Consider the following 7519-nt stretch of genomic DNA (forward strand, 5'->3'; position numbering starts at 1 on the left):
CAGCATCGCGAACATCGTCTCCTGCCCCTCGCCGACCGCGAGCCCGCCCACCGCATAGCCCTCGAAGCCGATCGCGGTCAGCGCGGCCACACTCTCTCCGCGCAACTCGGGATAGACGCTGCCCTGGACGATGCCGAACAGGCCGTGGCCGTCGCGAGGCACGAAGGCGTCGCGGCACCGCGCCGCCCAGCGCATCGAGAGCCGCATCGAGGCAGCGGCCGCGGCCTCGGTCGCGGGGAAGGGGGTGCACTCGTCCAGCACCATGGTCACGTCCGCGCCGAGCGCGTGCTGGATCGCAACCGCGCGCTCGGGTGTCAGCCGGTGCTCGGAGCCGTCGAGATGGCTGCGGAAGGTGACGCCGGTCTCGTCGAGCGAGCGCAGTTGCGACAGCGACATCACCTGGAACCCGCCGCTGTCGGTCAGGATCGGCCCATGCCAGTCCATGAAGCGATGCAGCCCGCCGAGTGCCGCGACGCGCTCCGCGCCCGGGCGCAGCATCAGGTGGTAGGTGTTGCCGAGCACCATGCGCGCGCCGGTGGACCGCACGGCTTCCGCCGTCATCGCCTTCACTGTGCCGGCGGTGCCGACCGGCATGAACACCGGCGTGGGCACGTCGCCGTGCGCGGTGTGCAGCCGGCCCGCGCGCGCCGCACCATCGGTCGCGGTCAGGGTGTGGTGCAGCGTCATGCCGCGCGTTCCAGCAGCGTCGCATCGCCGTAGGAGGCGAAGCGGTAGCCGGCGGCGAGCGCATGCGCATAGGCCGCCATGATGCGCTCGCGACCGGCGAAGGCCGCGACGAGCACCATGAGCGAGGTGCGGGGCAGGTGGAAATTGGTCAGCAGCAGATCGGCCACGCGGAACGCGAAGCCGGGGGTGATGTAGAGGTCGGTCTCGCCGCACCAGGGCTGCGCGGTGCCGGTCGCGCCCGCAGCCGTCTCCAGGGTACGCAGGCTCGTGGTGCCGACGGCGACAATGCGGCCGCCTTCGTGGCGGGTCGCGGCGATGGCCTGCGCTGTCTCGGGCGGCAGTGTGGCGCGCTCGGCGTGCAGCCGGTGTGCGCGCACGTCATCCACGCGGATCGGCAGGAAGGTGCCGGCGCCGACATGCAGCGTCACGCGCGCAGTCGAGATGCCGCGCGCCGCGAGCGCCTCGATCAGGCGGGGCGTCAGGTGCAGCCCGGCGGTCGGCGCGGCGACCGCGCCGAGGTGGCGTGCGAAGGTGGTCTGATAGTCCTCGGCATCGGCCGGGGTTGGACCCTGGTCGCGGTCGATATAGGGCGGCAGCGCGAGCGTGGCCGCTGCCGTCGGATCGCCTACGAAACGCAGCCGCACCGTGCCGCACGCGCGTGCAATCACCTCGGCCGTCGCGGCGCCGAAGTGGATCACGGTGCCGGGTTTCAGCCGTCGCGCGTTGCGTGCCAGCGCCTCCCAGGTGCCATCCGGGAGCGGGTGATCGAGCGTGACGCCGATGCGCGCATTGCCGGCGGTGCCCTCGAGCTGCGCGGGGATCACGCGCGTGTCGTTCACCACCAGCAGGTCGCCGGGGCGAAGCAGTTCCGGCAGGTCCGACACGCAACGGTCTGCCAAGCCGTCGCGCCCAACCACCAACAGTCGCGCGGAATCACGCGGCCGCGCGGGCTCCTGTGCGATCCGCTCTGGCGGCAGCGCGTAGTCGTAGTCGGCGAGGGCGAACACCTTACCCGTAGGTCGCGATCTCGATCAGGTTGCCGTCGGGATCGCGGCAGTAGACCGAGGTGATCGGCCCGAGCGCGCCGTCCTTGCGGACCGGGCCGAGCTCCACCGCGACGCCGAGATCGTGCAGATGGCCGATCACCTCGTCGGCCGTCACGGTGACGACGAAGCAGAGGTCCTGCGTGCCGGGTGCCGCGGCCACACCGGAGAACCACTCCTGCTGCGTGGCCTCGACCGGGCGCAGGTTGATCTTCTGCCCGCCGAAGGCGAGCGCGGTACGAAGCTGCGGGCCGAAGGTGAGCCGCTCCATGCCCAGCACCTTCTGGTACCAGGCCACGGCGAGCTCGACGTCCTGCACCGTGATGACCAGGTGGTCGAGGCGGTCGACGGAGAAGCGCATCAGCCGGCCTTGGGCAGCTTGGCGGTGACTTCGATCTCGATGCGCATGGCGTCGGTGGCGAGCCCGGCGTGGATCAGGGTCGAGGTCGGGCGCGCCGTGCCGAGATACTTCTTGATGACGGGCCAGCACGGTTCCCAGTCCTCGCGCTTCGGCACGATGAAGAAGGCGCGCACCACGTCGTCGAGCGACGCTCCGGCCTCGGCCAGCGCGGCGGCGATGTTCTGGAAGCACTGCTCGGCCTGGGCGACCACGTCGTCGGCGATGGTCATCGTCGCGTAGTCGTAGCCGGTGGTGCCGGACATCCAGACATAATCGCCGTCGACGACGGCGCGGGAGTAGCCGATCTGCTCCTCGAACAGGGAGCCGGAGGAGATGCGGCGTCGCGTCATGCGATGTCCTTTCGCGAGGTGTCGCCGCCGCGGACGACGGCGGAGAGCAGGACGGTCAGGGCGAAGGCGACCAGGGCGGCGTGGACAGCGTGGCTGATTTCCCACTGGTTCCGCACCGAAGTCCAGTCCGCGGGCAGGGTCGCCGCGGTCCAGGTGTTGAGGGCCTGGTTCGCGGGATGGGTGAAGCTCGCCCAGACGGCGAGGCCGAGCGCGACGGCTGCCGCTGCCAGGGCCGAGGGCGCCCAGCGCCAGCCACGCCGCCGCTCGCGCCAGGCAAGCGTGCCGAGTGCGACCAGCGCGCCCGGCTCCGTCACCGCGGCGACGGGACCGAAGGCGACGTAGAGATTGTGATGCACCGCGAGCCAGGTCGGCCCGTTGAGCCGCAGCTTGCCCCAGAGCTCCAGCGGATGGCTCGCCACCATCACGAAGGTCACGATCAGCAGGGCAAGGGCGAGGAGGCGGTGCGCGCGAAGGTCGCTCACTCCAGCCCGTCGTAGAAGTCGTTGCCCTTGTCGTCGATGACGATGAAGGCGGGGAAGTTCTCGACCTCGATGCGCCAGACCGCCTCCATGCCGAGCTCGGGATACTCCAGCACCTCGACCTTGCGGATGCAGTCCTTGGCCAGCCGCGCGGCCGGCCCGCCGATCGAGGCGAGATAGAACCCGCCTTGCTTGCGGCACGCCTCGCGCACGGCGCGCGAGCGGTTGCCCTTGGCGAGCATCACGAGGGACCCGCCGGCGGCCTGGAACTGCTCGACATAGCTGTCCATCCGCCCGGCCGTGGTCGGCCCGAACGAGCCGGTGGCGTAGCCCTGCGGCGTCTTCGCCGGCCCAGCGTAGTAGACCGGGTGGTTGCGCAGGTACTCCGGCATCGCCTCGCCGCGGTCGAGCCGCTCCTTGATCTTGGCGTGGGCGATGTCGCGCCCCACCACCATCGGACCGGTGAGCATCACGCGTGTCTTCACTGGATACTTGGACAGCGTCGCGCGGATCTCGTGCATCGGCCGGGTGAGGTCGATCGCCACCGTCTCGTCGCCGAGATGTTCGTCGGTCGTCTCGGGCAGGTACTTCGCGGGATCGGTCTCGAGTTGTTCCAGGAACACGCCCTCTGGCGTCACCTTGGCGAGGATCTGCCGGTCGGCCGAGCAGGAGACGCCGATGCCGACGGGCAAGCTCGCGCCGTGGCGCGGCAGACGGATCACCCGTACGTCGTGGCAGAAATACTTGCCGCCGAACTGCGCGCCGATGCCAAGCTTGCGGCTGATCTCCAGCACCTGCATCTCGGCCTCGAGGTCGCGCAAGGCGTGGCCCGCGGCGCTGCCCTGGGTCGGCAAGCCGTCGAGCCAGCGCGTGGAGGCGAGCTTCACCGTCTTCAGCGTCGCCTCGGCCGAGGTGCCGCCGATCACGATCGCCAGATGATAGGGCGGGCAGGCCGAGGTGCCGAGCGTCTTCATCTTGGTTTCGATGAACTGGTACAGACGCTCGGGGTTCAGGATCGCGCGGGTCTCCTGGAACAGGAAGGTCTTGTTCGCGCTGCCTCCGCCCTTGGCGACGAACATCAGGTGGAACTCGTCGGCGTGGTCGTCGCCGGGGGACGCCATGATGTCGAACTGCACCGGCAGGTTGTTGCCGGTGTTGACCTCGTCGAACATCGAGAGCGGCGCCATCTGCGAGTAGCGCAGGTTGGTCTCGGTGAAGGTGCGGAACACGCCGCGGGCGAGCGCCTCCTCCTCGTTGCCGTCCACCCAGACGCGCTGGCCCTTCTTGCCGAACACGATCGCCGTGCCGGTGTCCTGGCACATCGGCAGGATCCCCCCCGCGGCGATGTTGGCGTTCTTCAGGAACTCGAGCGCGACGTAGCGGTCGTTCCCGGACGCCTCCGGGTCGTCGAGGATGGCGCGGAGCTGGCGCAGATGCCCGGGCCGCAGCAGGTGCGAGGTATCGCGGAACGCCTGGAAGGCGAGTTCGGTCAGGGCCTCGGGGTCGATCGTCAGCACCCGCCGGCCCGCGGCATCCACCGTGGCCACGCCGCCGACAGCGAGCCGCTTCCACGGAGTCTCGGACGGGCCGAGCGGGAAGATCGGGCTGTAGAGGAACTCGCCGGTGCGGGCAGGGCGGTTCAGGGGCGCGTTCATCGGCGGCCTCCGTCTCGACAAATCGGTAGGGCGGCGAGGCTTATGGCACGCGCCGGATGGACGGGCCAGCGCCGGCGCTCAGCCGCGCGGCGGGCGCTTCCGGAACGCGTCGAGGCTGACGACCTGCGGCGCTTCGGCGTCGGCGGTGGGCTCGTCCTCGGCCTCCGCAGGCTGCGGCGTGGCGATCTCGCGCTCCGGTGCCGCGTCCCCGCCCCTGATCTCGAAGCGCAGGCCGAACCGGACAGACGGATCAGCGAACTGGGTCACGGCGAGCCAGGGCACCGAGAGATGAGCGGGTACGCCGCCGAAGAACAGCGTGACCGAGAAGCCCTCGCCATCCGCCTCCAGCGCCTCGAACTGGTGCTGCAGCACGACGGTCATCTCGTTCGGGTATTGCGACTTCAGCCGGGCAGGCATCCGGACGCCGGGATGGTCGGTGTGGAATGTGATGTAGAAGTGATGCTCGCCCGGCAGGCCCTCACGCGCGATGCGGTCGAGCGCGAGCCGCATGACGTTGCGCAGGCTCTCCTGGATCCAGGCCTCATAGGGCAGCAGGCTGTCCTTAAGCCCAGGCTCGTCCCCTGCCATCACCTGTCCTGTTCGTCCCCGTCCCGCGTCGAGCCCATCATGCCGTCCCCGCCCTCGAGGGCGGGCGGCGAAGTGGGGGGCTTCTGTTGCCCGGTGCCCCCCGAACCGCGCTTGCCTAGACTACGTCAGGCAGCGAGCGCCATACGGCTGTTGTCGTTGGCACTTATCATCGGCCCGATAACGGCGGTACCATGCCGAGCGAAAGGCGGGCCTTTACCACGCGCGTCGAGCCTGTTTCGCCCCCCTGCCCCGCCAGCCGAAGCGGGGATTGGTGGAGGCGCCGGGCACTGCCCCCGGGTCCGCAACGCTTATTCCACGCGCCGTTTATCGCCATAGCCGGGTTGCCCCGACACCTGGGAATATAGGAAACGCAGCCGTCATACGGAAGCCCGGCGACTCGGCGGGGCGGGAGCACAGATGCAACTGACCGATGCGCAGAAGGCGGAGATCGAGGCGGCGCGCGCCGACTCCCGGACAACCCTGCGTCCCACGGTGGACGCGATCGAGGCGCTGCTGCACTGCCCGATTCCCGTGCTCGATCACGGTTTCGTTCGCGTCGTGGACTACATGGGCGACGATGCCGCCGTCGTGCAGGCGGCGCGAGTCTCCTATGGCCGTGGCACGCGCCGGGCACAGGACGATGCCGGGCTGATCCGCTACCTGATGCGGCACTGGCACTCGACCCCGTTCGAGATGGCCGAGATCAAGCTGCACGTGAAGCTGCCGATCTTCGTCGCGCGCCAGTGGATCCGCCACCGCACCGCGAACGTGAACGAGTACTCGGCGCGCTACTCGGTGCTGGATCGCGAGTTCTACATCCCCGCGCCGGAGCATCTCGCCGCGCAGAGTGCCGCCAACCGCCAGGGCCGCGGCGAGGTGCTCTCCGGCGCGGCGGCGGCCGAGGTGCTGCGGCTGCTGCGCGAGGACGCCCAGCGCACCTACGACCACTATGCCTGGATGCTGAACGAGGGCGAGGACGGGGCGCCGGCCGACCCTGCGCGTCGGGGTCTCGCCCGCGAACTCGCGCGGATGAACCTGACGCTGAACCTCTACACGCAGTGGTATTGGAAGGCCGACCTGCACAACTTCATGCATTTTCTGCGCCTCCGCGCGGATCCCCACGCGCAGTACGAGATCCGCGCCTATGCCGAGGCCCTGCTCGACGTACTGAAGGCGTGGGCGCCGATCACGCACCAGGCGTTCCTGGACTACCGGCTTGGGGCGGCGACGCTGTCGGCGCCCATGCTCGCCTGCGTGCGCCGGATGCTGTCCGGGGAGACCGTGACCGCGGAGACGAGCGGACTTTCCAAGCGGGAGTGGCGCGACATGGCCGAGGTACTGGGCCTCGCGCCATGACGGCCGCCTATGCGAGCCGGCGGGCGATCGCGCGCAGCAATCCCGCCGCTGCGTTCGCGGAGGCCGAGAGGCGTTCGTGACGCTGGGTCACCTTGAGCCCGGCGCCGCGCGCATCGCGCAGGGTCGTCTCGATCGTGTCGATCACCGCTGTCAGTTCCGCGACCCGGATACGCAACTCCATCCGCTCGCCGAGGCTCGCGGGCAGGTCGGTGGCAGGCAGGTCGGTGGCGGGCAGGTCTGTGGGCGGCGGTCCTGTCGCGGGCGGGGGCGAGTGTGCGCCGCTGCGGGCGCCATCCCCGGCGACGCTCACCGTAGACGGCCGGCAGTCGTCGTGCTGGTCGTCCATCACGCGCTTCCTCCCCTCCGCGCGGGGGCGCGGGGCCGTCAGGCTTTCATCATCGACTGCCCCACGATGTCGACGCAAGTCAAGCGCGGGAAATCGTTCCGGTATGATGGAAAGGCTGGACCGTAGGTGCACGAATGACCGTTCTGGTGTTCGGCTCGATCAACCTCGACCTCATCTTTCCGCTGCCGCATCTGCCCGCGCCGGGGGAGACGGTGCTCGGAGCCGCGATGCGCCTGGAGCCCGGCGGCAAGGGCGCCAACCAGGCGGTCGCGGCGGCGCGCGACGGCGCCCGAGTGCTGCTCGCCGGCGCGGTGGGGCAGGACGCGTTCGCCGAGCCGGCCCTCGCGCTGTTGCGCGAGGCGGGAGTCGACCTGACGCGCGTCGCCACGCTCGATGGCTCGACCGGTTGTGCGGCGATCGCGGTCGACCGCGCGGGGCGCAACCAGATCATGGTCGCGCCGGGCGCGAACCTTGCGGCCGCAGCCGCGCAGGTGGAGGACGCGGCCCTCGGTCCGGATACAGTGCTGGTCGTGCAGCGGGAGTGCGATGCCGGCGAGACCGCGCAGCTGCTGCTGCGCGCGGCGGCGCGGGGCGCGCGTGCGGTCGTGAACCTCG

Annotated in this window: 10 protein-coding genes and 1 other RNA gene; 2 read left to right on the forward strand and 9 right to left on the reverse strand. The window is 70.3% G+C overall.

Annotated elements, in window-relative coordinates:
- From ACTIFU_RS21150 to ssrA, 8 genes are all read right to left on the reverse strand, one after another.
- On the reverse strand, nucleotides 1-687 hold a 687-nt coding region (locus tag ACTIFU_RS21150), incomplete at its 3' end, for a tRNA guanosine(34) transglycosylase Tgt (protein ID WP_439580304.1).
- Complete coding sequence (gene queA, locus ACTIFU_RS21155) at nucleotides 684-1694, reverse strand: tRNA preQ1(34) S-adenosylmethionine ribosyltransferase-isomerase QueA (RefSeq protein WP_439580305.1); 1011 nt, start codon at nucleotides 1692-1694, stop codon at nucleotides 684-686. The genes ACTIFU_RS21150 and queA, both read right to left, overlap by 4 nt.
- Nucleotide 1695: 1 nt before the next feature.
- Nucleotides 1696-2091, reverse strand: coding sequence for a VOC family protein (locus ACTIFU_RS21160; RefSeq protein ID WP_439580306.1), 396 nt, complete (start codon nucleotides 2089-2091; stop codon nucleotides 1696-1698).
- Complete coding sequence (locus tag ACTIFU_RS21165) at nucleotides 2091-2480, reverse strand: RidA family protein (protein WP_439580307.1); 390 nt, start codon at nucleotides 2478-2480, stop codon at nucleotides 2091-2093. Before ACTIFU_RS21165 ends, ACTIFU_RS21160 begins: the two co-directional genes overlap by 1 nt.
- Complete coding sequence (locus ACTIFU_RS21170) at nucleotides 2477-2962, reverse strand: hypothetical protein (RefSeq protein ID WP_439580308.1); 486 nt, start codon at nucleotides 2960-2962, stop codon at nucleotides 2477-2479. The genes ACTIFU_RS21165 and ACTIFU_RS21170 overlap by 4 nt, the downstream gene beginning before the upstream one ends.
- Nucleotides 2959-4614, reverse strand: coding sequence for a fumarate hydratase (locus tag ACTIFU_RS21175; protein ID WP_439580309.1), 1656 nt, complete (start codon nucleotides 4612-4614; stop codon nucleotides 2959-2961). The genes ACTIFU_RS21170 and ACTIFU_RS21175 overlap by 4 nt, the downstream gene beginning before the upstream one ends.
- 78 nt (nucleotides 4615-4692) lie before the next feature.
- Entirely contained in the window at nucleotides 4693-5202 is a 510-nt protein-coding gene (locus ACTIFU_RS21180; protein WP_439580310.1) for an SspB family protein, read from the reverse strand.
- Nucleotides 5203-5273: 71 nt separating this feature from the next.
- Nucleotides 5274-5593, reverse strand: a transfer-messenger RNA (tmRNA) gene (ssrA, locus tag ACTIFU_RS21185).
- Between the two features lie 26 nt (nucleotides 5594-5619).
- Between ssrA and thyX the strand changes: the two genes are divergently transcribed.
- Nucleotides 5620-6558, forward strand: coding sequence for an FAD-dependent thymidylate synthase (gene thyX / locus ACTIFU_RS21190; RefSeq protein ID WP_439580311.1), 939 nt, complete (start codon nucleotides 5620-5622; stop codon nucleotides 6556-6558).
- 7 nt (nucleotides 6559-6565) lie between these two features.
- Here the strand turns inward: thyX and ACTIFU_RS21195 are convergent, their stop codons facing one another.
- Nucleotides 6566-6904 (reverse strand): hypothetical protein, encoded by a 339-nt coding sequence (locus tag ACTIFU_RS21195; protein ID WP_439580312.1) that lies wholly within the window; start codon nucleotides 6902-6904, stop codon nucleotides 6566-6568.
- A 134-nt stretch (nucleotides 6905-7038) separates the two neighbouring features.
- On the opposite strand from ACTIFU_RS21195, the gene ACTIFU_RS21200 reads away from it, so the two are divergent.
- Nucleotides 7039-7519, forward strand: a 481-nt coding sequence (locus ACTIFU_RS21200; protein WP_439580313.1) for a PfkB family carbohydrate kinase, incomplete at its 3' end; no start/stop codon positions are given.

The sequence above is a fragment of the Elioraea sp. genome (assembly GCF_051860475.1).
Lineage (GTDB): Bacteria > Pseudomonadota > Alphaproteobacteria > Acetobacterales > Acetobacteraceae > Elioraea.

Bases quoted from the DNA above. Each gene is read 5' to 3' on its own strand.
- thyX (WP_439580311.1), top strand. From the start codon at position 5,620: ATGCAACTGACCGATGCGCAGAAGGCGGAGATCGAGGCGGCGCGCGCC.
- ACTIFU_RS21160 (WP_439580306.1), bottom strand. From the start codon at position 2,091: ATGCGCTTCTCCGTCGACCGCCTCGACCACCTGGTCATCACGGTGCAG.
- ACTIFU_RS21175 (WP_439580309.1), bottom strand. From the start codon at position 4,614: ATGAACGCGCCCCTGAACCGCCCTGCCCGCACCGGCGAGTTCCTCTAC.
- ACTIFU_RS21195 (WP_439580312.1), bottom strand. From the start codon at position 6,904: ATGGACGACCAGCACGACGACTGCCGGCCGTCTACGGTGAGCGTCGCC.
- ACTIFU_RS21165 (WP_439580307.1), bottom strand. From the start codon at position 2,480: ATGACGCGACGCCGCATCTCCTCCGGCTCCCTGTTCGAGGAGCAGATC.
- ACTIFU_RS21180 (WP_439580310.1), bottom strand. From the start codon at position 5,202: ATGGCAGGGGACGAGCCTGGGCTTAAGGACAGCCTGCTGCCCTATGAG.